Origin of the sequence: Proteus sp. FME41, assembly GCF_014897315.1 — a bacterium.
Taxonomy (GTDB): domain Bacteria; phylum Pseudomonadota; class Gammaproteobacteria; order Enterobacterales; family Enterobacteriaceae; genus Proteus.
On sequence record NZ_JABUYL010000002.1, the window covers coordinates 197822 to 221279 of the forward strand.

The following is a 23458-nucleotide window of genomic DNA, read 5'->3' on the forward strand; positions in this document are numbered from 1 at the left end:
CAATTATTATTTTAAAAATTAACACAGTTTTCTTTTACGTTATCACTCAATGCAGCAATCAAATTATCTACTGCACACTCAGCCATGGCGTAGCGAGTCTCTTTTGTTGCAGAACCGATATGTGGAACAGCAACAACATTTTTCATGTTTAACAATGGTGATGATGCGGGTAGTGGCTCTTCTTCAAAAACATCAAGCCCAGCCCCTGCGATCTCTTTTTGTTCTAGTGCATTAATCAGTGCCATTTCATCAACCACAGCCCCACGACCAGCGTTAATTAAATAAGCTTCAGGTTTCATCATTGAAAACTGTTTTTGACTGATTAAATGGTGAGTTTTTGGCGTTAAAGGCAGCGTGATACAAACAAAATCAGATTGCTGTAATAGCGTATTTAAATCACAATATTGAGCATTAAAGCGAACATTCACATCACTATACTCGGTGCGTGAGTGATAAAGAATATTCATGTTAAAACCGAAATGTGCACGCTGTGCTAAGGCTTTACCAATTCGGCCCATGCCAATAATACCCATGGTTTTATGATGAACATCAGTGCCATACCAATCAGATGTGATACCTTTAACCCATAAGCCTTGTTTAATATTATCGGCCAATTCAGGAATACGTCTCGAAACGGCAAGTACTAATGCCATCATGGTGTCAGCAACGGTGTCTGTTAATACCGTTGGTGTATGCATTAGCTTAATATTGCGTTGAGTAAGGACACTAACATCGACATTATCATAGCCAACAGAAACCGTTGAAACGACTTTTAAATGAGGCGCTTGGTTAATAAAGTTTTCATCAATATTACCACCAGCACCTAGTAATCCAGAAGCATTGGCAAGTGCTGAACGAAAGTCATTAGAGTCTAAAGAAAGTGTTTTAAAGTGCTTGATATCAGCAAAATCAGATAGTTTTTTGTACAGTATTTCGGGAAGATCTTGGTAGAGCAAGACAGTCGGTTTCATTATGTTCTCCATTCGATACTCGTCATACTTCAAGCCACAGCGTTGTTGGCTACGTTCATTCTGCATTAGTCACATACTTTGATACTCGTCATACTTCAAGCCACAGCGTTGTTGGCTACGTTCATTCGCACTAGTCACATACTATTGTATGCTCCTAGCGACTCATTCACTTGCCGCCTAGCTGTAACTTGAACTATTTAGAGTATTTATACAACAAAGCATTTATTTAGAGTATCTATGCAATAAGGTATGATAAAACGTATTGAATGTCAGTTTTATCATGTCATTAACTGATTAATTGAGATGTAACCGTTTACTTTGAATGGATGTTGTTTTTAGTGATAAAAAGGTGGAGTGTATTACCTATTTTATTAACTTACTGTAATGCAGTTCTAAACTAAGGTTTTTATAAAAATTAAATGTGTGCGAAAAGCGTGTAAACGTTTACACTAAATGTCGGTTAGATCACGAAATGATTTTGTTGATCTTGCTAAACTCTGTGTCAGTAAACAGAAACCGTCTTGCGCTTTTCCGTTGAAATGAATCAAAAGAGGTGAATGTGGAAATATTAGTGACAGGTGGTATGGGATATATCGGTAGTCATACTTGTGTGCAAATGATTGAAGCGGGTATGACCCCAATTATTTTAGATAATCTTAGTAATGCGAATGAAGAGGTGCTTAACCGTGTTGAAGCACTAACAGGTCAACGCCCACTGTTTTATAACGGCGATATTCGTGATGACCAATTATTAGCATCAATCTTTAATAAACATACTATTCAATCTGTTATTCATTTTGCGGGATTGAAATCAGTGGGTGAATCAGTTCAAAAGCCGATTGAATATTATGATAACAATGTTAATGGCACCTTAGTCTTAGTACGTTGTATGCGTGATGCTGGCGTGAAAAGCCTTATTTTTAGCTCATCAGCAACGGTTTATGGTGATCCTCAATCTGTACCGATTACTGAAGATTCACCTGTAGGGGGCACAACAAACCCTTATGGTACAAGTAAATATATGGTTGAGCGCATTTTATCCGACTTATATGTTGCTGACGAAAGCTGGTCTATTAGTTTATTGCGTTACTTTAATCCAGTTGGCGCGCATCCATCAGGTACGATGGGTGAAGATCCGAAAGGTATTCCAAATAATTTAACACCGTATATTTCTCAAGTGGCGGTGGGACGTCGTGAACAAGTCGCTGTTTTTGGTGATGATTACCCAACAAAAGATGGCACCGGTGTTCGCGACTATATCCATGTTATGGATCTGGCTGATGGTCATATCGCCACATTAAATGCGTTAGGAAAAAAAGCGGGCCTACATATTTATAATTTAGGAACAGGTAATGGCACGAGTGTGATTGAAATGATTGAAGCATTTCGTAAAGCCAGTGGTAAACCTATTCCTTATCAATTACAAGTTCGTCGTCCTGGTGATATTGCTGAATGTTGGTCAAGCCCTGCAAAAGCAGAGAAAGATCTACATTGGAAAGCTATCCGTTCCATTGATGATATGGCCGCTGATGCATGGCGTTGGCAGTTAAAAAACCCTAATGGTTATCTGAAATAAGTTTTAACGTATTCAGATAATCTTGAATAAATAAGAGAGAAGATTATGTCAAAACTGATTTTTGATCCTGTTGAACATCCTCATCGTCGTTATAATCCGTTAACTGATCAGTGGATTTTAGTTTCACCCCATCGGGCAAAACGACCTTGGAATGGCAAAGATGAAAAACCTCAGATTGCGACACTTCCCTCTTATGATCCTCACTGTTATTTATGTCCAAGTAATACGCGCGTTTCTGGTGATAAAAATCCAGATTACTCGGGGACTTATGTATTTAATAACGATCACTCTGCATTATTGCAAGATGAATATAATGTCGATCCTTCCTCAAATCCTTTATTTCAAACTCAAGCAGTAAGAGGGATCAGTCGGGTTGTCTGTTTCTCACCTGATCATGGGAAAACAATTCCTGAATTATCTCTAAATAGCTTACGTAAAATTGTCGATACTTGGGATAACCAAATAGAAGAACTCAGCAAAGAATATCTTTGGGTTCAAGTCTTTGAGAATAAAGGCGAAACCATGGGGTGCTCTCAGCCTCACCCTCATGGACAAATTTGGGCGAGTGATTTCTTACCTAATGAATTAGCGCGTAAAGAGATTCAATTAAAAACCTATTTTGAAAAATATGGACGTAATTTATTAATTGATTATGCCGATGCTGAGTGCAAAGACGGAAGTCGCACCGTTGTTGAAACCGAGCATTGGTTAGCGGTTGTGCCTTATTGGGCTGCTTGGCCTTATGAAACGATGTTATTACCGAAAGCCCATATTCGTAGAATGAGTGAGTTAAATGGTGCGCAACGCGATGATCTTGCTATTGCAATGAAAAAATTAACAAGCCGTTATGATAATTTATTTCATTGTTCTTTCCCTTATTCAATGGGATGGCATTTTGCGCCTTCTTTTAAAGACAATCGAAATACTGATCACTGGCAATTACATGCGCTTTATTATCCACCGTTATTACGCTCAGCCACTGTGCGTAAATTTATGGTGGGATATGAAATGCTGGCAGAATCACAAAGAGATTTAACGCCAGAGCAAGCGGCAAATAATTTGCGTCAATCAAGCGATATTCATTACAAAGAGCAAAACTAATTGTTTTCAATGCAGACAATGTATTTTAGTTAATCTGCTTTTTGCGTGCGAAATAAATTAAACCAGACATCTCATTATTTACATAGTGATGTGGTGAGATTTTATTACTTCATTTTAAGCTAAGGATTTATTATGCAGGCACTTATTAATAATGTGACTCGTTCATTTACATCTATTTTTGGTTACGCACCTACACATTTTATTCAAGCGCCAGGAAGGGTAAATCTTATTGGTGAACATACTGATTATAACGATGGTTTTGTTTTACCTTGTGCTATTAATTATCAAATGGTCGTCGCTGCAGCAAAACGAGAAGATAACATTATTCGAGTGATTGCAGTTGATTACCAAAATGAGGTTGATGAATTTAGCCTCGATAACACCATCGAATTTCTGCCAAATAAAATGTGGGCGAACTATGTTCGTGGTGTGATTCATTTTCTACAACAAGATAATTATTCTTTTCAGGGTGTGGATATCGCAATATCAGGGAATGTTCCACAAGGCGCAGGATTAAGTTCATCAGCCGCGCTTGAAGTTGCAATAGGGCAAACCATTAAAACACTATATCAGTTACCTATTGATCAAAAAGAGATCGCATTAAATGGGCAAAAAGCAGAAAACCAATTTGTTGGTTGTAACTGTGGCATTATGGATCAACTTATTTCGGCTTGTGGTGAAGAGGATCATGCACTCTTAATTGATTGTCGTTCATTAGAAACCTCTGCGGTGAGAATGCCTGAAAATATGGTTGTGATGATCATTAACTCTAATAAAAAACGGGGATTGGTTGATAGCGAATACAATACACGCCGCCAGCAATGTGAAGAGGCCGCAAAGATTTTAAATGTGACAGCATTAAGAGACGCTACATTAAACGATTTACACGACAAAAAAACATTAATGAGTGATGTCGTTTATCGTCGAGCACGCCATGTGATCACAGAAAATAGCCGTACACTCGAAGCCGCAGAGGCATTACGCCGTGGCGATTTAACCACATTAAGCCAATTGATGATGCAATCCCATCATTCAATGCGCGATGATTTTGAAATTACGGTTAAAGAGGTTGATTCATTGGTTGAAATTGTGAAATCAGTGATTGGTGAGCGTGGTGGTGTCAGAATGACGGGTGGTGGATTTGGCGGTTGTGTCGTAGCATTAGTCACACCTGATTTAGTGGATAACGTTGTAAACTCAGTTCAAGCACAGTATGAAGCTAAAACAGGATTAAAAGAAACTATCTATGTCTGCTCTGCAAGCCAAGGAGCGGGCTATTCGGAGGCAAAATAATGGCGATTAATGAGCTTCGTTTTTTCGAGCCTGAACAAATGACAGCACAACCTGCATCAGATGGAAAACCTGCACAAGTGGTTGTGCTTAAGAATCGTTTTGGTATGTCGATCTCTTTAATGGATATTGGTGCGACTTGGTTAACTTGTATTGTACCGGTTAATGGGTATCGCCGAGATGTGTTATTAGGATCTGCTGATATGAATGTCCATAAACAGCAAACTGCCTATTTTGGTGCCACGGTAGGACGTTTTGCCAATCGTATTGCGGGGGCAAAATTTGTATTAGAAGGGCATGAATACCCAATTAGTGCTAATGAAGGTAAAAATACCTTACATGGCGGTAAACAAAACTTTAGCCATCGTCGCTGGGGTATCACGGCACAAACCGTTCAGTCGGTCACTTTTTCATTGATCTCAAATGATGGCGACCAAGGTTTTCCAGGGACGCTTAAAGCAAGTGTGACGTATACACTGACCGATAATAATGAGGTTCAGATTGATTATCATGCTATTAGCGATAAAACGACGCCATTAAGTTTGACTAATCACGCCTATTTTAATCTTGCAGGTGAACACACCGAGCGCACCGCCCTTGAACACTCTTTAAAAATTTGTGCAGCACACTATTTAAAAAATGGGGAAGGGAATATTCCTACGGGTGAGTTTGCAAGTGTAGTCGGTACGGGGTTTGATTTTCGTAAATTAAAACGTATTGGTCTTGATTTTATGGCTGATGAGTGTCAAAAAGCGGCTAGTGGTTATGATCATGCGTTTGTTTTAGATAAAAAAGAGATTGAAGATAAAGCCCCTATTGCGACCGTTGTTGCACCGGAAGGCGAGCTTAAAATGGATGTCTTTACTACCATGCCTTCAGTTCAATTCTATACAGGTAACTTTTTAGACAGTACAAAAGGAAAAAGCCGTCGTTATGGTAATTACTCAGGGTTAGCCTTAGAAACACAATATTTTCCAGATGGACCTAATCATCCAGAATGGCATGAAAATCAAGGTGTTTTGCCTGCTAACTCAGCTTGGAATAGCCAAACTGTTTATAAGTTTTACTCGTAACAATAAAAGGAAAGTGTAAACGCTTTCCTTTTCACGCTTTATTTGATCTTTTCACTTTTTAAATTTCACGTCTTCGCTGATAATCAAGCCACTTAAATTCTATTACTCTCTTTTTTCTTTGTTTGTAGATTAACGGCTCGTTATTTCTAAACCATGAATAAAGGTGATCTATAAGGGGTGGATATGGCGACTATCAAAGATGTAGCAAAAGAGGCGGGTGTTTCTGTTGCTACTGTGTCACGAGTCATTAATAACTCACCGAAAGCAAGCCAAGCATCAATACAATCTGTTAATGTTGCGATGCAAAAACTAGGTTATCGTCCCAATGCGGCAGCAAGAGCCTTAGTCAGTCAAAGCACGCAAACCCTAGGTGTTTTGGTGCATGATGTTTCCGATCCTTTTTTTGGCACATTGGTAAAAGCGGTTGATAATGTGGCAAGACAAGCCGGAAAACATATTTTAGTGTGTAACGGTTATCATGATGCACAAGACGAGCGCCAATCTATCGAGTTATTAATTAATAGTCGCTGTGATGGCCTTGTTATTCATTCAAAAGCCCTTTCTGATGAAGAACTTCTTGCATATGCACATGAAGTAAAAAGTATCGTGTTGATTAATCGCTTTATTCCTGAAATTGCTGAACGCTGTGTTGCTTTAGATAATTATAAAGGAGCTTGGATGGCAACCGAGCATCTTATTCGTCAAGGGCATACTAAAATAGCGTATATTTCATCTACACATCATATTGAAGATACCACCCAACGCCTTGCAGGCTATAAAGCAGCATTGCAAGCTAATAACATCATATTGCCAGAAAGCTATATTGAATATGGTGAACCAGAAGGGGAAGGGGGTGAAAAAGCAATGATGCATCTATTGACGAAATCCATCGATTTTACAGCCGTGGTCACTTACAACGATTTTATGGCGGCGGGGGCTTTATCTGTTCTTGATGAAAATGAAATCCCCGTACCTGAAAAAATCTCTGTTATTGGGTTTGATGACGTACTCATTGCTCGTTATATTCATCCTCGTTTAACGACGGTACGCTATCCTATTCAAATGATGGCGGAACAAGCGGCTACTCTGGCGATAAAGCTTTCTAAAGGTGAAATATTAGAACAAAAACAACGTATTTTTTCACCAACATTAGTTCAACGTAACTCTGTATTTAACCTTAGCCATCTCTCTTAGTCACTCAATCACCTTTATGATATTTAAAATTCTCCTTGTTGTTTTCAGGCAATTAGGAGAATTTTTTTATTATTCTTTTATGTATTGTAATCGTTATCAATTTTGTAGTTATTTTTATTCTTTTATTTAAATCTTTTTCTTTTAAACCGAGTGTGAATGTGATCTTTTAGCCTGAATTTTGTTTTACTCGTCAAGGTAATCGTTTGTTTTTCTATTTTATGATCCATTTACGTAACATGAACGATGAAATTGTGAAGGGAGTAACGGAAAAAGAGTGTGAAAACGTTTACATTAAAATTCTATTCTCTCTATGGGTCTGAAAGGAAAATATTATGCATACAGAAGGTGTTGGATTAAGCACAATAGATTATGCAATTTTTGCCCTCTATGTTGTGATTATTATTAGCGTAGGATTATGGGTTTCTCGTTCAAAGGATGGTGAAAAAAAAGGAACAAAGGATTACTTCCTTGCGGGGAAAACCCTTCCTTGGTGGGCAATTGGTTCTTCGCTGATTGCTGCTAATATTTCAGCAGAACAGTTTATTGGTATGTCTGGGTCCGGTTTCTCGATTGGTCTTGCTATCGCTTCTTATGAATGGATGGCAGCACTGACATTAATTATTGTAGCTAAATACTTTTTACCTGTGTTTATCGAGAAAGGGATTTATACCATCCCTGAATTTGTTGAAAAGCGCTTTAAAAGCCGGAACTTAAAAACAATTCTTGCGGTGTTTTGGCTCGCATTATTTATTTTTGTGAACTTAACATCGGTACTCTATTTAGGTTCATTGGCATTAGAAACCATTCTTGGTGTGCCAATGATGTATGCCATTATCGGTCTGGCATTGTTTGCGGTGGTTTATTCACTTTATGGTGGACTTTCTGCTGTTGCGTGGACTGACGTTGTACAAGTGTTCTTTCTTATTCTTGGTGGCCTATTTACCACGGTATTAGCCGTAAGCTATATCGGGGGGGATGGCGGGATCATGGTAGGTTTAAGTAAAATGACACAGGCCGCACCTGATCACTTTAAGATGATCTTAGAGAAAGATAATCCGCAGTTTATGAATTTACCCGGTATAGCGGTGCTGATTGGGGGATTGTGGGTCGCTAATCTCTATTACTGGGGCTTTAATCAATATATTATTCAGCGTGCTTTAGCGGCTAAATCTATTAATGAAGCTCAAAAAGGGCTTGTGTTTGCGGCATTTTTAAAATTAATCGTTCCAATTCTAGTCGTAGTTCCAGGTATTGCGGCATTTGTGATTACGACTAATCCTGACTTAATGGCAGGATTAGGCACAATGGCACCAGAACATATTCCAACGTTGACACAAGCAGATAAAGCCTATCCTTGGCTGACCCAATTCCTGCCTGTGGGCGCAAAAGGGGTTGTTTTTGCAGCGCTTGCAGCGGCTATTGTTTCATCATTAGCATCAATGCTTAACTCTATCGCGACCATTTTTACGATGGATATCTATAAAGAATATGTTGGGCCAAAAGCATCTGAAACACGTTTAGTGAATGTCGGTCGTATTAGTGCTGTCGTTGCACTGATTATTGCTTGCTTTATTGCGCCATTATTGGGCGGTATTGATCAGGCATTCCAATATATTCAAGAATATACTGGATTGGTCAGCCCAGGTATCTTAGCCGTATTCCTATTAGGCTTATTCTGGAAAAAAACAAACGCCAAAGGTGCAATTATTGGTGTCGTATTATCTATACCGTTTGCATTATTCCTAAAATTAATGCCATTAGGTATGCCTTTCCTTGATCAAATGATGTACACCTTTATGTTTACAACCGTTGTGATTGGTTTAATGAGCTTAACTTCGACTAAAACGGATGACAGCGTAGGGGCAATTGCATTAACAGATAAAACGTTTAAAACACAAAGCGGATTCAATATTGCGTCTTATGCCATTATGATCATTTTATGTGTGCTTTATGCTGTGTTCTGGTAATGATGATCCAATAATAGGCTAATTCGTTAAATCTAAAAATATCCTACAAAAAATATCAAGCAGAGGGCTATGCCTTCTGCTTTTTTTTGTGTTCAAGATTGTTGATAAAGTGCTCTAGCGATAATGGTGCTGATTTACTTTGATGCAGATTAAAAAAAAACACTAAATATGAAAAGAAAATCATTCTCATGATTATTTGATTAAGATAATATTAATCGTTCTCATTACAATAATCGTTATTACCTCAGGGAATTACTATGAACTTTAAAATGGGCGTCTTAACAGCCTGTATTTTATCTGCCTCTTACCCTCTGTATGCACAAGAAAATAAAGAAGAAAGACTTGTTGTATCCGCTTCAGGGTTTGCTCAACAAATTACAGATGCACCAGCCAGTATCACTGTTATTAGCAAAGAGCAACTTGCTAAAAAACCGGTTCATGACTTAGCTGATGCTGTAAAAGGTGTTGAAGGTGTTAGCGTGAATGGGAATGCCAATAAACAAGAAATCACGATGCGTGGTCTACCGGGTGAATACACACTTATTCTTGTGGATGGCCGTCGCCAAAATAGCCGTGAATCACGTCCGAATGGGAGTGGGGGTTATGAAGGCGGCTTTATTCCACCAGCAGATGCGATTGAACGCATTGAAGTTATCCGTGGACCAATGTCATCACTGTATGGTTCAGATGCAATGGGCGGTGTTATCAATATCATCACTAAGCCAGTGACAAAAGAGTGGCATGGCTCTGTTGCGGTTGGCGGTACATTGCAACATAACCGTGATGCAGGTGATTCGATTAATGGTGATTTCTATCTTTCAGGGCCTTTAATTGAAAATAAATTAGGCTTACAGCTTTACGGTAGTAGTTATTTACGTGCTGAAGATGAAATTATTTATGGTCAAGGCCGTAATGATAATAAAAATATTACAGCAAAATTAGCGTTCACACCGACTGATAATCAAACCATTTTATTAGAAGCGGGCCGTAATACGCTACAGCGTACAACGACACCAGGTAAATCCATGAGTGAATTTACCATTCGTGGTGGTAAAGCTGATGAAAATAAGATGCTTGAAACCAATAATGACCGTAATCATTGGGCATTAACCTATAAAAATCAGTTTGATATTCTGCATTCAGAATTAAGTGTTTACCAAGAACAGACTAAACGTATTACCAAAACGGAAATGATCGATAAAACGACGAAAGAGCGTGAAAAATATTATGAAGATCGTCGCCCTGAAATCACCAATACCGTTTTTGATGCAAAATTTACCGCTTTCTTACCTGATAACATAATGACCTTGGGTGGTCAGTACCAATATGCTCGCTTAAAAGACGAGTCTTCTACAGGTTCGGGTATTAAACAATCGACAATTACGGCAGATCAAAAAGCGTTATTCCTTGAAGATGAATATAGCGTAACAGACAACCTTGCATTAACAGGGGGTGTGCGTCTTGATGATCACGAATTCTACGGTAACCACTGGAGCCCAAGAGCGTATGCGGTTTATCATTTAACGGATGAATTCACGTTAAAAGGAGGTGTGGCGAAAGCCTTTAAAGCCCCAAGCTTACGTGAAATCAGTCCTGAATACGGCACTTCAACAGAGAAGGGCCGTGCGATTATGTACGGTAATCGTGATTTAAAACCTGAAACGTCAGTCAGCCAAGAAATTGGTATTGGTTATGATAATGGTGAGGGGGTTACCGCGAGTGTGACTTTCTTTAATACCGACTTTAAAGATAAGTTAACGAACTACGATACGGGTGAAATAGATCCCATTACAGGATTAAAGCTGTATCAATACGATAATGTGGGTAAAGCCAATATCAAAGGAATTGAAACAGCAGTGGGATTCCCTATTGCTGAAAACTGGCATGCCAATGCAAACTATACCTATATTGATTCAGAACGTAAAAGTGATGATGAAAAACTAGGTTCTGGTGAATCATTAAAGGGTTACCCATTAGATTTAACACCAAAACACAGTGCCAATGCGCGAGTTGATTGGCAGTTTGATGAAGCAACCAGTTTTTATGCCAATACCGCTTATACTGGGAAACAAATCTGGGCGGCACAACGTAATGGTTACACTGGAGCTCGTTATCGTAGTGGCTACACAACCTTTGATTTAGGAATGACGTACAACTTTAATAAAAATACCCTGTTTAACTTTGCGGTATTAAATATTACAGATGAAACCGGTCCTGCTGTAAACGATAAAGGCGGTAACTGGGTTGTCGATGAAGGTCGTCGTTATTGGGCGAACATTAAATATAGCTTCTAATTAAGCCTAAACTGAAATAAACCCCGTATTTAATATGGGGTTTATTTTTTTATCTCTTTCTATTATTTTTATTTTCAGTTTAACTGTTCACCTTTTTATATTACTAACAGAGTATCTGATTTATGCGAATACTAATGTTATGTGGAATGATTATGTTATCTGCGGTTGCTCAAGCTAGGCCTAACCAAGAAGTTCCTAAATTTGATGCTCAGGTACCCACTTATTATCAAATCACACAAAAAGAAATAGCTTATCAAGGGAAGCAATATCGCCTGTTTCTTGCTATCCCTAAAAATACAATAAAGACCACATTAATTTATGGTGTTGATGGTAATGCGCAATTTCCACTGATGGTCAATGAAGCCATAAAACAAAGAAATAGCCCATTACCTGCGATTATTAGCGTAGGCTATGTGGGAGATAAGGCCTATTTTATTACAGAAAGAATGCATGATTATACGCCAAGTGTAAAAGGTGAAGCATTTAGCCGTGGTGGAAATGCAGAGAATTTTTATCATTTTATCCTAACGCAAGTCAGGCCTTATGCGTTTGAACAACTTGCGCAAGAGAATATTTCAGTTACCCAGCAATCTCTTTTTGGTCACTCTTTTGGTGGTGTGTTTACGTTGTATGTTTTGTTTAATCATCCAGAAACATTCCAACGCTATATAGCCGCAAGCCCTTCTTTATGGTGGGGAAATGGTGAGTGGGTAAAAAAAGAACAATGGCAAGCTATTTCTGGTGATACTTCTATTGCAATAACCTTGGGTGAGAAAGAAGAAAATCCAGATTTAAGTCGGTTAAGTGAAGAGCAACAGAAAAATTATCAAGAACGTAGTAGCTGGTTAACGCAACGCCAACTGTGTCAATATTTATCAGATACAGGAAAACAGTGTGAATTTTACTTATTTGAAGGTAAAAGCCATGGCGGCTCAATTCCAGATGCCATTAATATTGCTTTAGAACAAAGCGCAGAATAAACCGAGTTATCTTTTTGTTTTGAGTATCCTATTCAGTAACAATAGGATACTCATCAAAAATTTCTATTTGTAATTTATCAAATATGTATTTACGCGTAATTATCTTAATAAAAAAAGCTTATCATTTTATAAAAATAAATATCTTAATTTGGCTATTTCTTTTTTGTAGGAAAAGGCGATAATTATGATTGATATAAATAAAATTGTCTTCTGGCATTAGATTTTATAATTTTATTTATACCTATTTAAGCGCTATATTCGCGTCTCCTGAATTTAGGGACGCCATCCACTGTTTTCACCTTTGTTTCTTTTATCTTTCCTAGATAAAAGAATCGCCCTTATCAGGCATCGCGAAAACAGCACATTATCAACCGTTTTGATTGTGGAGACGAGGGTAGTGAAACAGAACACTACTTTGGTACGCCAAGGCGACAGTACATTAGTACCTGTGGCTGGGTTAACGGTATTTGCTATTGCGTCAGGCTATTTAATGAGTTTAATTCCACTGTCTATGGACGGTTTTGGAATGGACACACTTTATGCTAGCTGGTTAGCAAGTATTTATTTTATTGGATTATTAATAGGTTCTGTGATGATAGAGCCTGTTATTGCAAGAATAGGGCATCGTCTTTCGTTTATTGTATTTCTATTATTACTGGCAGTGACTGTTGGTGTATTACCTTTAATGCCTTATTTATCAGCATGGATGGTTTTCCGTTTTATTGGTGGTATGGCGGTTGCGGGTATATTTGTTGTTGTCGAGTCATGGCTATTAATTGGCGATAATCCTAAAGAGCGAGCGAAACGCTTAGGCTTTTATATGACATCGCTTTATGGTGGTACAACATTAGGGCAATTAGCGATTGGGGCAATTGGCACACAAGGCGTTATTCCCTTTATGGCGATATTGTTCTTGTTATTAATTGCCGTATTACCGCTTTTGTTTTTTAAACAAGGACAACCCCAAGGCCATGTTCATAAAAGTTTGTCATTAAAACAGATGAGCCGTTTAAATAAAGCAGCTTTAGTGGGCTGTATGGTGTCTGGTGTGGTGATGGGCAGTATTTATGGGATGATGCCATTAGCATTAAATCAAGGGCAGTTTACAACAGACCAAATTGGTGTGTTGATGGCAGCGGTTATTTTAGGTGGAATGGTGGTTCAACCTATTATTAGCAAATTATCTGTGATGATGAGCAAAACGCTGTTATTAGCCATGATGTGTTTAGTGGGTGTTTTTGCGATGGGACTGACATATCTTTCTAACGATTATATGGTGCTTATTATGGCGCTGTCGCTATTAGGTATGTCCTCTTTTGCACTTTATCCTATTGCCATTACATTGGCGTGTGACCATGTGAATGCCAGCTACATTGTGGCGATCACCCAAGTAATGTTATTAAGTTATAGCATTGGTTCAGCCATTGGGCCTTTAGGGGCAGGTATGTTTATGGCGCAGGCAAGTAACGGCATTATGAATTTTTTCTTTGGTGTGTTATTGGTGACTGCGGTTTACATGTTTTTTGCTAGTTTACGTCGCAAAAGCCATATTGTGCTGAACTAAATATTTTCTCTTACTTTGATCTCTTTTTTTTATTTTATTATCAGCCGAGCTTGCCGTAAAAGGTGGCTCGGCTTTTTTATATCTTATTCAACAAAATGAATTAAGACTTTACTGATATTTTTAGTCTGTTTTTTATCAGTATATAAACAAACTACGTTATCCTCTTCTAACGATAATGGATTTTACTTCTTCATGGAGAATGCACGTGAAAATAATTACACACAGTTTCTTGCTCTTACTTATTATTCCGTTTTCTAGTGCACAAGCGATAACGGCAGAACAAAATAAAAAGCTGGTGGAGCATGCGGCTGATTTACCAAGAGCCGTATTTTATGACTCAGATTATCGAAAAATAGATTACCCTAATGGTGATGTACCCGCCCATAAAGGTGTTTGTAGTGATGTCATTATTCGTAGCTATCGTGGTATTGATATCGATTTACAAAAATTATTACATGAAGATATTAAAGCGAATTTTTCCGCTTACCCAAGTAAACGAATGTGGGGATTGAATAAACCTGATACTAATATCGATCACCGTAGAGTCCCTAACTTAGAAGTCTTCTTCTCACGAAAAGGAAAAGTAAAACCGATTACTAAAAATGCAGAAGATTATCTACCAGGCGATATTGTGAGTTGGCGTTTAGATAATGGTCGCCCTCATATTGGTATTGTGGTGGACGAAAAAAGTTGGGATAACCAACGTTATCTCGTTATGCACAATATTGGTTTTGGGCAGGTTGCTGAAGATGTTTTATTTTCATGGAAAATAACAGGACATTTTACTTATTAAATTTATTTATTAGAAAAAACTAAAATATATCGATTTATTGTTAAATAAAAAAGTGCAATAAAATGTAAGATATAAAAAATAAGTAAAATAATGCCCATATCTATTTTTGGTAGAGTATGGGCATTATTTCTGGGGAAGAATATTTTCATCAGAAATATTCATAGTTATTCCTCTAAGCCACCGAGTAACATACTAACGACAGCAGTAGAACAGATAAAAGAAAGGAAAAGGATAAAAAAAGAGCTACTGATCATAATGCCCTCCAAATTTATTGCTATTTTTAAATAAAAAACCTCACTAAATACACGTTATTAATTCATTACCTTATATACTAGGTTATTTAAAAATAAAGTCAAACTAACATATTATTTAATAATGATTTTTTGTGCTGTTATTTTATTTTTTATAAAAATAGCATATTGGATGGTACTTAGTGATCAGGAGGGGCTTAACCCCTCTGATGTCTTACGCGGTGTGAGGCAAAGTGGTGTGAGTTAATGGAGGTAAACCATAAGCCGCTCTTGCACGATCACAAGCTTCATTAGGAATACCGTTTACCCAAGATTGTTGAAACTCACGACAAGGAGAAGGGCGTTGTTCGTAGATAGAACAGCTTACACACTCTCCCACTTCACCAATCAATTTGTCACAACGTGGTTTTTTGGCGTTTGTTCCTTTCATGCAAGAGAGAAAAGGTGTTAATGGTTCTGTTAATTCATCGGGAACCACACCACCTCCACTTACCATTTCAGCCCAATAGAATGAAACTCTAAAATAGGCGCAACAAGCACCACAATGCATACAGGGATTATCCTGCATATAAATAAAATCGTTAGAATATTTGCTCATACCAGATACCATTTTATCTGACGTTAAAACAACAAAAGGCACGTTTTAAGGGTGCTGTAGTTTAAGAGAGGCAAAAAAGACAGAGAAACGATGCTTCTCTTAGAACAACCATTATGCGCTGAATAAAAAATACTTTTCAAGAGGAAAATATCTATTAATGGGATATTTTTATTAAATAGCAGACTATTATTTTGAAAAAAATAATGAGCTAAACTATATGACTTAATGAAAAGTAATGATGTTATTGAGTGTTCTGTAAAAACCACACAATAACTACTAGTAAAAATAAGCAGAAGGTTAACTTTACGCTAAATAAAAACCTTATCATTTTTGATAAGGCGGCAAAAAGAGGATTTATAATGAGCTTAAAAAACAAGCATGTTCAAAAAGGACCTTTAAAAATAAATAGTGCTCCTGCACCAATTAAAAGAAAACCAATAAAGTGATTTAATGTGAAATTTTCACCTAAATATGTCACAGAAAAAATAGCGAAAATAGTTAGAGTAATCACTTCTTGTATCGTTTTTAATTCTGCGGCACTGTAGTAATTATGACCAATTCGATTAGCTGGTACAGCAAAGCAATACTCGACAAAGGCAATCAGCCAACTTAAAAGAATGACAATAATAAGGGGTTTATTCCCATATTTCAGATGTCCATACCAAGCAAATGTCATAAAAATATTAGAAATAATAAGCAGAATGATAGGCATAAATTTATAGAACATGTTGGCAATACCACCGGTCGTTTTTTAGTCGATAATCACAAATAATAAGGGTATGAGATTACTGCAAAAAAAGGGTGTTTTCTATTGTTATGAGTAAGAAAAAAACAATACACCTGTTTCTGTGGTGTATTTCTGAGTATGAGAATATTTATTATTTTATCGATAAAAGACAGTAAAAAGTAGCAAATAACTGTTTTTAGGTTTATTGCTTCAATTATAACTTACTGATCTTATGCTGAAGAGTATTTTTTGAAAGTAATGTGTTAAATGTCTTGAGATTAAATAGTGATAAATAATAAGTTTTATTTCTAAATATTAGAAATTAATTCTTATTAAATAAGATACGAAATATCTGAAAAAGAGGCTTTCGCACTAATAGAGGTGATATTCATTATTTTATACTTTATGTTTAGTGTTAATTAATTATAAATTTATAAGGAATTAACGTGAAGATAGGTTTATTTGTCATTTCCTTTAGCTTACTTACCGTCAGTTTTTTTTCCTCGGCACAAGCGAAATTCGATCCATTAACCAAATGTTATGATGTCACTGCTAACGAACCTAGAACTGCAGTACAAGCTTGTTTACTTGATGAATTAAAACTTACAGAGCAGCAAATGAATGTTATTTATGACAAAAGTAAGAGTGATCTTGAAGATACAGATTCTGTTGCTGCTAAAAGTGCTGTTGATGCATTAGCCAGCTCACAAGACTATTTTATTCAATTTAGAAGTGCTGAATGCCAACGTCAATCTGCCTTATTAATGGGCGGTTCTGGTGCAGGAGATGTCTTACTTGCCTGTGAAATAAAATTAAATCAATGGAGAGCAAAAGCCTTATTAAATAATTGATTAGTAAAATAGAGAAAAACCCAAAAGCCATTAACCTATCTTTTGGGTTTGATTTGTAAGTCAATTTATTGACTCTGACGGTAAGTTATTTTGTTATCATTATTACGTTATTTTATATTGAGTTAGCAATCTTCAATAATAAGATAAGCCGCATGAACAGGGCCATGAACCCCCCATACTTTGATGAGTTCAATATCTGCTGTTGAACTTGCACCCCCAATTAAATTGATACAAGACGGCATTCTTACGCCTTCTTGCGCCATTTTATGTAAACGTTCAGCAATTTGAGCCACACGAGGCAAAATATCGCTTTTACGCAGAATAACAATGGACGTTTCAGGTAATAAACTAACCGCTCGTCCTTTTTCGGGCGAAGAAAATAAAACAATCCCACCTGACTCAGTTAAGCCTGCCTCAGCAAATACAATTCCAATTTGAGAGCGTTCAGCATGAATAATATTTTCACGCCCCAGTTCCGGATCCCAAATATAGGTTTCGTATTTTTCACTGATCGCTTTTGTCACACCTAGTGCATTTAGGCGATCATCACCATTTATTACCACTGAGCCTTTACAATCATAGCTTTCACAGAGATCAATTAAGCTATTGATGAGCTCTTCTGGTTTACTAACAACACATTTCACCATTTGGGTTTGTGCAAAATCGGTAAATTCTTTGCACAATTCATCTTGATTCAGATTAGCTAAACGTGTTTTAGCTAAATTATTCACTGGAGTTGGTTGTGGTTGCGGTTTATGCGCAATTGGACGCCCTAATTTTTCAGCAATAGTTTGCAAAAACTCATTACGGTTTTGTTCGTTTAACATATTATTTTTTTCCTTCTGCTTTATGGCGTTTAAACCAACTACGGAAGCTATAGCCATCCGGTTTAGGGAGATCTCGTGACTCCATCCAATCATTAAGAACACTGATTTTGATTGGTGTAGAACCATTTTTGATCATTAACCCCGCCATTTTCGCACCAACATTCATTCCCACTTTCCAAAGTGCAGGGTGTGAATTGAGGTAGTTAAACATACCTGTGACTCTGCGCTCTGCTTTCGGTGTTAAACCGGTTTCAACCATCACTCGACGATGTTTTAAAATTAACTGAGCTAAAGGAATTTTGACTGGGCAAACCACATTACATGCATTACATAATGAACAAGCGTAAGGAAGATCGTGGAAATCTTTATAACCCCCTAGTAGTGGAGAAATGACCGCACCAATTGGACCTGGATAAATTGAACCATAAGCATGGCCACCAATATTACGATAAGCAGGGCACGTATTAAGGCAAGCACCACAACGGATACAGCGTAAAATATCTTTAAATTGTGAGCCTAAAATTTCAGAACGGCCATTATCTACAATCACCAAATGGAACTCTTCTGGGCCATCGACATTACCTGTTTCACGGGGGCCTGTTACCCAAGTGTTATAACTGGTTAAACGTGAGCCTACCGCACTACGACATAACATGGTGATTAGCGGGTCAACCTCTTCAAAGGTAGGAGCCACACGTTCCATGCCCATGACAGCAATATGGGTTTTAGGTAACGTAGTGGTCATTCTGGCGTTACCTTCATTGGTGACCAAGCAAACGGTACCTGTTTCAGCAACCGCAAAGTTACAACCTGTAACGCCAATATCAGCAGACAGGAAATCTTGTCTTATGCGTTGTCTAATGAAAAGTGTCATATCTTCAGGCGTTTCACTGCCTTCATAATTGAGTTTTTCATTTAAGACTTTACGAATTTGATAACGGTCTTTGTGGATTGCAGGTACAACAATATGTGACGGTGGATCGTTATCTAATTGAAGAATATATTCACCAAGGTCAGTTTCGATGATCTCAATACCTTCATTTTGTAAGGCTTTGTTCATCCCTATTTCTTCGGTAACCATTGATTTAGATTTTACGATCTTCTTCGCATTTTTCTTTTTGGCAACGTCACAGATATAGCGTGAGGCATCTTCTGCCGTTTTAGCAAAATAGACATGACCTCCGTTTTGAATCACTTTTTCAGATAACTGATAAAGATAAGCATCTAAATTTTCAAGAACATGGTTACGGATTTGTTCAGCACGATCTCGCCATTCTTCCCAATTACCCAATTCATTAACCATGATTTGGCGGTTGGCCCCAATGCGTTCTTGTGCCATGACAACGGCATTACGCATGATGGTGTCTTTCATTTCATGCTCTAAGCGAGGTCTGAAATCGATATCACTGGTTTTGATAGACATAAGCAGGCCTCCTTATTGGCTCATTAAAACTTGTGCGATATGCAACACTTTTACAGGACGCTTTTCACGACTGAGGCGACCTTGTATGTTAATTAAGCAGCTTGTATCTGCACCAATGACATAATCAGGACTCACATCCATAATGTGTTTTACTTTTTCAGTTACCATTTCGCCTGAAATTTCAGACATCTTCACCGAAAATGTTCCACCAAAACCACAGCACGTTTCTGAGTTAGCAAAAGGTAACATTTCAAGGCCTTCAACATGCTTTAACAGTGTTAAAGGCTCACTAACAACACCCAGTTTTCTGGTTAAACTGCATGATGGGTGATAAACCGCTTTACCTGGAAGGCGAGCACCAACATCAACAACACCTAAGGTGTTAACAATAAAACTCGTTAAATCAATAAGGCGGTTTGCGACACCTTGTGCTCGCAATGCCCATTGTGGTTCATCAGCAAGATAAGTTGGATAGCCCTTAATCGCATAAGTACAAGAGCCAGCAGGTGAAATAATGGGGTAGTCATTCACTTCCAATGTTTCAATTAACGATTTCATGGCCGGTTTTGCATTATTGACATAACCGCTATTTAGCGCAGGCTGACCACAGCAACCTTGACGCTCTTGAAATAGCACTTCGCAACCTAATTTCTCAAGTAACAAGACGGTGTCTCGAGCTGAATCTGCTTTCAGCACATCACCAAGACAGGTCGCATAAAAATTAACTTTCATTAATCGAACTCCAAAACATCGCTCAGATGTTGTCATTTTTACTAAAGATAAAATTCTTTTTATTGCTTCGTTATAAGAGGAAAAGAGAATGGAATAGGCTCACTCCCTTTTCCTGATTAATTAGTTCATTAGGTGATAAATAATGCCGATCTTCGCCCCAAGAATAACGATATAGGCGATACAGTATTTTAAAGTTTCACGCATAATGGCACTGCTTTGACCATCCATTTTTGTCGCTGAAACAGCAATGGCGATACTTTGAGGTGAGATCATCTTACCGCCCGTTGCACCTGAGGTATTGGCGGCAGCCAGAATAAAGGGATCAATATTCAGTTTAGCAGCAGCACTGGTTTGTAACTTACCAAACAGCACGTTGGAGTTAGTGTCACTGCCGGTTACAAATGTTCCTAATGCGCCGATAACAGGGGCAATAAAGATAAATCCTGCACCTGTAAAATCGACTAAGGTTTCAGCAATACTGCCAATCATGCCACTGAAATCCATAACCGTTGCCATTGCCACAATGGCAGTGATAGCAATAATAGAGTTTTTGAGTTGGATAGTGGTTTTAACAAGTACAGAGATAAGTGTTGAAACACTGGCCCCTTGAATGGTACCACCCACAAAGCTAGCGAGAATAATCAATACACCCGGAGTGCTTAACCAAGCAATAGTTTGATATTCCGTTTGTGTTTCACTTAAGATAAATGGAATTTTAGTTGAAATTGCGCCAGCCATACTTTGGATAGCGGGAAAAAGTGGAGAGCACGCTAAAATAAAGATAAAAGTGAATAAATAAATAGAACTTGCTACTAACAGTTCTTTACTAGTATGTTTTTTAATGGCTTTTTTCTTATCGCTGCTATTTTTCATGCGTTTAGCAAGGAAAATAACCACAATTAAGCTAACTAAGCTACCTGCAAACGCGGGTAATTCAGCACCTAGATTAGCCGCAACAATATATTGAGGGATCAGTGTACTGATACCACACATTAACGTAATAAATCCGACACCCTTAATGGCTTTAATTCCGCCACCAGCAATGGCGACAATAACGAAAGGTAACAGAATATTGAATAATCCCAACTGAATAATAATGGTTTTACTCAACACTAATACATCAAGCCCCGTATTTTGCGCCAAAATAGAAACTGGGATACCCACTGCACCAAAAGCAGTAGGAACAGTGTTGGCAACTAAAGAGGCAACAGCGGCTTTAAAAGGATCAAATCCAAGCGCAATCAAAATACCAATAGGAATGGCAACCGCAGTGCCATAACCCGCAACCGCTTCAAGAAAGCCACCAAAGCACCATGAAATAAGCAGAACTTGCACTCGCTTATCATCGCTTATTCCAGCAAGTACATCTTTAAGTACCTCCATGCCACCTGTTTTTAACATTAGGTTATAGCTATAAATGGCAGCAAGGATCACGATAATGATAGGCCACAACCCTTTTATTGCGCCATAAAGTACAGAGACTGACGTAAATTGAAGGGTGTTGTTCCAATGAAAAATAGCAAGTACGACCGTTATAACTAAAGAAACAAGTACGGCATGGTGAACGGCTGATTTCATTTTTAAGATCATAAAAATCAAAACGGCTAAAGGCACAATACCTAATAAGAAAGATAGATAGTCTGACATGATTATTTTTATCCTTAAGTTTGCAATTTTTATCGTTTATAACTGCGTTGGCAAACCTATAAATTGGTCATTATATAATTGTGTAGGGTACTAGGTTTTATTAATGCTCTACTTTGCTGAAACGATAAATCATAAATAAAAAAAGATAGTTACTAACCTAAACAATGAGAGGTATCATTACTTAGGAAATTGTCAGGTTAGATTCGTTGGCTATTGTAGGGAATATTTATTGAGATGTAATAGAATAAAATCAATTGTGTGACAAATATAAAAAAATTCCTTTTTTCTCATTATTTGCTTGTTAATTGTTGTGTTTTTTGATGTTCATCAATGTAATTGATTTATGAATGTTGTTGTTAAATTGGTTTTTGCTGAAAAAAAGAGCAACATTAATGGTTTTAGTCATATAATAAAAAAGTGAATATAAGCATTAAATATCATTTTCTATGGTTAAGGTTACTATAATTGGCATGATGATATATAAAATAAATTAATGTATTTTCTTTGCGATTATTTTTTCGGTAAATAGAATAAAATCTCTATTTTATTTATTTCTTATTTATATTTTATTTTTTATTTAATTATTTTTAAATTGTTTTAATTTTATTGTTTATAAGTTTTATGTTTTATTTGTCATTATTTTTATCTCAATGTGATTATATTATGTGGTGTTTTTTTTATATTTATTTTTATTTAATTATTTTTTGTCTTTTTTATTATTTGTTAGTTTGTTTTTTTAATGTTGTCTTTATTTATTTTTTGTTTTTTATTTTTTATTTATATTTGAAGAGGCTATTTTACTGAATTTTATTTTAATTATTGTTTTGTTTTATTTTATTTAATAATTTTCAATTATACTTATTTTATATTTTTATATTAAATGTTTAAATAAAATTCAATGTGAATTTATCATCAATGATTAACTTCTTCTTGGTGCTTACGTCGCGTAATAACTCGGTTTTATCGTTTATTTATTTGTAATACAAATCAAAAAGATAACAAAGAGTTGGTGATGAAAATAAATAATAAATGAGAATGCTTCTTTTTAAAGATACTAAGGTGATGACATACTTTTAGTGATCTTAATCATATAGACAAAAATGTATAATTTTATTTTTTTATAACAAAAATAGGGAATGTATTTATTTTTAATAATAGAAAATACTTTATTAAATCAATTTTTTATTGTTTTTGTATGTCTAAATAGTTTCTTTAAGGAAAAGAGAAAAAATGAAATATTTTTGAGGTTGATCGGTTCGTTTTTTGAGTAGGTATAAATTTCGCTTTGGTAATTGTCATACAAATATTTAAGGTAAAAAAAGACGACTGAAAATGAATGTACAGATAATCGGTGTGGTTTTAACTACGTAATAATCTTTAACGAGATATTTTCTTTTAGGGAAAGCAACGGTTACTTCTTTTCTTTCTTTTTCGTTATCAGCCTTTGTTTCACAATTAATGATCTTGTTGTAGATAATTAATTATGGGTATATTAATAGTGAAAAGATTATTTTCATCATCAAATGACCCCGTTTTGATAACAAAAATTAGCGATTATGTTAGCGATGTTTTAGGATTTAACATTTGAGGTTGTACTTT

General features: G+C 36.7%; 18 protein-coding genes. 11 read left to right on the top strand and 7 right to left on the bottom strand.

Annotated features, from left to right (window positions below):
• Positions 1–11: 11 nt before the first annotated feature.
• Positions 12–971 carry a glyoxylate/hydroxypyruvate reductase GhrB gene (gene ghrB / locus INT04_RS03440; protein ID WP_193014831.1) on the bottom strand — a complete coding sequence of 320 codons (960 nt, stop codon included), beginning with the start codon at positions 969–971 and terminating at the stop codon, positions 12–14.
• Positions 972–1530: 559 nt separating this feature from the next.
• Between ghrB and galE the strand changes: the two genes are divergently transcribed.
• The 10 genes from galE to INT04_RS03490 all read left to right on the top strand — a co-directional run bounded on the left by galE (position 1531) and on the right by INT04_RS03490 (position 14803).
• Positions 1531–2547, top strand: coding sequence for a UDP-glucose 4-epimerase GalE (galE, locus tag INT04_RS03445; RefSeq protein WP_193014757.1), 1017 nt, complete (start codon positions 1531–1533; stop codon positions 2545–2547).
• A 45-nt stretch (positions 2548–2592) separates the two neighbouring features.
• Positions 2593–3648, top strand: a complete 1056-nt coding sequence (locus INT04_RS03450) for a UDP-glucose--hexose-1-phosphate uridylyltransferase (protein ID WP_193014758.1) — start codon at positions 2593–2595, stop codon at positions 3646–3648.
• Positions 3649–3780: 132 nt separating this feature from the next.
• Entirely contained in the window at positions 3781–4941 is a 1161-nt protein-coding gene (galK, locus tag INT04_RS03455; RefSeq protein ID WP_193014759.1) for a galactokinase, read from the top strand.
• Positions 4941–6011 carry a galactose-1-epimerase gene (galM, locus tag INT04_RS03460; RefSeq protein ID WP_193014760.1) on the top strand — a complete coding sequence of 357 codons (1071 nt, stop codon included), beginning with the start codon at positions 4941–4943 and terminating at the stop codon, positions 6009–6011. The genes galK and galM overlap by 1 nt, the downstream gene beginning before the upstream one ends.
• Before the next feature lie 183 nt (positions 6012–6194).
• A complete protein-coding gene (locus INT04_RS03465) occupies positions 6195–7205 on the top strand; it encodes a substrate-binding domain-containing protein (RefSeq protein ID WP_193014761.1) in 1011 nt (336 codons plus the stop codon).
• A 332-nt stretch (positions 7206–7537) separates the two neighbouring features.
• The gene (locus tag INT04_RS03470; RefSeq protein ID WP_193014762.1) at positions 7538–9172 is read left to right on the top strand and encodes a sodium/sugar symporter; all 1635 of its coding nucleotides are present in this window, start codon (positions 7538–7540) and stop codon (positions 9170–9172) included.
• Between the two features lie 257 nt (positions 9173–9429).
• Complete coding sequence (locus INT04_RS03475; protein ID WP_193014763.1) at positions 9430–11466, top strand: IreA family TonB-dependent siderophore receptor; 2037 nt, start codon at positions 9430–9432, stop codon at positions 11464–11466.
• A gap of 122 nt (positions 11467–11588) precedes the next feature.
• Entirely contained in the window at positions 11589–12446 is an 858-nt protein-coding gene (locus INT04_RS03480) for an alpha/beta hydrolase (protein ID WP_226893949.1), read from the top strand.
• 397 nt (positions 12447–12843) lie between these two features.
• Entirely contained in the window at positions 12844–14010 is a 1167-nt protein-coding gene (locus INT04_RS03485) for an MFS transporter (RefSeq protein WP_193014764.1), read from the top strand.
• 199 nt (positions 14011–14209) lie between these two features.
• Positions 14210–14803, top strand: a complete 594-nt coding sequence (locus tag INT04_RS03490; protein WP_193014765.1) for a DUF1287 domain-containing protein — start codon at positions 14210–14212, stop codon at positions 14801–14803.
• A gap of 465 nt (positions 14804–15268) precedes the next feature.
• Here INT04_RS03490 and INT04_RS03495 read toward each other — a convergent pair whose 3' ends face one another.
• Together INT04_RS03495 and INT04_RS03500 are read right to left on the bottom strand one after the other, a co-directional pair.
• Positions 15269–15652, bottom strand: coding sequence for a YkgJ family cysteine cluster protein (locus tag INT04_RS03495; protein ID WP_193014766.1), 384 nt, complete (start codon positions 15650–15652; stop codon positions 15269–15271).
• Positions 15653–16034: 382 nt separating this feature from the next.
• Positions 16035–16379: a DMT family protein gene (locus INT04_RS03500; protein WP_193014767.1), complete on the bottom strand. Its 345-nt coding sequence runs from the start codon at positions 16377–16379 to the stop codon at positions 16035–16037.
• A gap of 446 nt (positions 16380–16825) precedes the next feature.
• Between INT04_RS03500 and umoC the strand changes: the two genes are divergently transcribed.
• Positions 16826–17230, top strand: coding sequence for a UmoC family flagellar biogenesis regulator (gene umoC, locus INT04_RS19305; protein WP_193014768.1), 405 nt, complete (start codon positions 16826–16828; stop codon positions 17228–17230).
• A 122-nt stretch (positions 17231–17352) separates the two neighbouring features.
• Here the strand turns inward: umoC and INT04_RS03510 are convergent, their stop codons facing one another.
• From INT04_RS03510 to INT04_RS03525, 4 genes are all read right to left on the bottom strand, one after another.
• Complete coding sequence (locus INT04_RS03510) at positions 17353–18057, bottom strand: LutC/YkgG family protein (RefSeq protein ID WP_193014769.1); 705 nt, start codon at positions 18055–18057, stop codon at positions 17353–17355.
• Between the two features lies 1 nt (position 18058).
• Positions 18059–19480, bottom strand: coding sequence for a LutB/LldF family L-lactate oxidation iron-sulfur protein (locus tag INT04_RS03515; RefSeq protein ID WP_193014770.1), 1422 nt, complete (start codon positions 19478–19480; stop codon positions 18059–18061).
• A 12-nt stretch (positions 19481–19492) separates the two neighbouring features.
• A complete protein-coding gene (locus INT04_RS03520) occupies positions 19493–20212 on the bottom strand; it encodes a (Fe-S)-binding protein (protein WP_100159049.1) in 720 nt (239 codons plus the stop codon).
• 120 nt (positions 20213–20332) lie between these two features.
• Entirely contained in the window at positions 20333–21859 is a 1527-nt protein-coding gene (locus INT04_RS03525; protein WP_193014771.1) for an L-lactate permease, read from the bottom strand.
• Positions 21860–23458 lie beyond the last annotated feature (1599 nt).

Bases quoted from the DNA above. Each gene is read 5' to 3' on its own strand.
- ghrB (WP_193014831.1), bottom strand. From the start codon at position 971: ATGAAACCGACTGTCTTGCTCTACCAAGATCTTCCCGAAATACTGTAC.
- INT04_RS03450 (WP_193014758.1), top strand. From the start codon at position 2,593: ATGTCAAAACTGATTTTTGATCCTGTTGAACATCCTCATCGTCGTTAT.
- galK (WP_193014759.1), top strand. From the start codon at position 3,781: ATGCAGGCACTTATTAATAATGTGACTCGTTCATTTACATCTATTTTT.
- galM (WP_193014760.1), top strand. From the start codon at position 4,941: ATGGCGATTAATGAGCTTCGTTTTTTCGAGCCTGAACAAATGACAGCA.
- INT04_RS03465 (WP_193014761.1), top strand. From the start codon at position 6,195: ATGGCGACTATCAAAGATGTAGCAAAAGAGGCGGGTGTTTCTGTTGCT.
- INT04_RS03470 (WP_193014762.1), top strand. From the start codon at position 7,538: ATGCATACAGAAGGTGTTGGATTAAGCACAATAGATTATGCAATTTTT.
- INT04_RS03475 (WP_193014763.1), top strand. From the start codon at position 9,430: ATGAACTTTAAAATGGGCGTCTTAACAGCCTGTATTTTATCTGCCTCT.
- INT04_RS03480 (WP_226893949.1), top strand. From the start codon at position 11,589: ATGCGAATACTAATGTTATGTGGAATGATTATGTTATCTGCGGTTGCT.
- INT04_RS03490 (WP_193014765.1), top strand. From the start codon at position 14,210: ATGCACGTGAAAATAATTACACACAGTTTCTTGCTCTTACTTATTATT.
- INT04_RS03495 (WP_193014766.1), bottom strand. From the start codon at position 15,652: ATGAGCAAATATTCTAACGATTTTATTTATATGCAGGATAATCCCTGT.
- INT04_RS03500 (WP_193014767.1), bottom strand. From the start codon at position 16,379: ATGTTCTATAAATTTATGCCTATCATTCTGCTTATTATTTCTAATATT.
- INT04_RS03510 (WP_193014769.1), bottom strand. From the start codon at position 18,057: ATGTTAAACGAACAAAACCGTAATGAGTTTTTGCAAACTATTGCTGAA.
- INT04_RS03515 (WP_193014770.1), bottom strand. From the start codon at position 19,480: ATGTCTATCAAAACCAGTGATATCGATTTCAGACCTCGCTTAGAGCAT.
- INT04_RS03520 (WP_100159049.1), bottom strand. From the start codon at position 20,212: ATGAAAGTTAATTTTTATGCGACCTGTCTTGGTGATGTGCTGAAAGCA.
- INT04_RS03525 (WP_193014771.1), bottom strand. From the start codon at position 21,859: ATGTCAGACTATCTATCTTTCTTATTAGGTATTGTGCCTTTAGCCGTT.